The sequence below is a fragment of the Vibrio sp. Y176 genome, from assembly GCF_033438945.1.
This window is the reverse complement of sequence record NZ_JAWOQS010000868.1, coordinates 1-581: the sequence shown is the minus strand read 5'-3', so window position 1 is coordinate 581 and position 581 is coordinate 1. Positions and strand designations below refer to the sequence as shown.

At 47.7% G+C, this 581-nt stretch carries 1 protein-coding gene; it reads right to left on the bottom strand.

All coding sequences use genetic code 11. From position 1 onward, the window contains the following. Positions 1-565: cobalamin biosynthesis family protein (locus tag R7O13_RS29120; protein WP_318305488.1), on the bottom strand; the 565-nt coding region annotated here is incomplete at its 3' end. Between the last annotated feature and the right edge of the window lie 16 nt (positions 566-581).

The following is a 581-nucleotide window of genomic DNA, read 5'->3' as shown; positions in this document are numbered from 1 at the left end:
ACCAAGCTCGTGCTAGCTCCATGGTTAAGCGGTACATGAGCGCCCCAATCCCACCTGCGATGGCATACCAAAACAGTACACACACTACATTGCGACCAAAGCCCATAATGATGGTTTCAGCTCCGGCTTTACCTATACCGACAAGCGATAACGTTTCGGTATCACGATTCACAAAACGCTTGAGTAGCTCGCGACAGCGCGTTTTATCCTCACGCGACAAGGCGAGGGCAAGTTGTTTGGTGAGGGTTTCGCAACTTCGCCAATCTAACGCTAATAGTAACAGAGCAAGTTCGTACAGAGGCTCTTGCCAAACTAAGGGCTTTAGAGCAATTAAGAGCACCAAACACGGCAATGTCATCAAAATAAGAGCGAGGCTTCCTGAGAGAATGCTTTGTGAATAGCTATGGTGGTTATTTACTTTCTCTGCTAATTGTTCGGCTACCTTGCGCCATAAAGTCGCAGGGTGAGCGGAATGAGGAATAGGGAGGATCAGGTGAAACAGTAATGCGCCCCACATCACGAGGAGCGCACCGTTAGCATAGAATTGCTGAAAAATTTCTTCCATGAATGACTTGGATTAC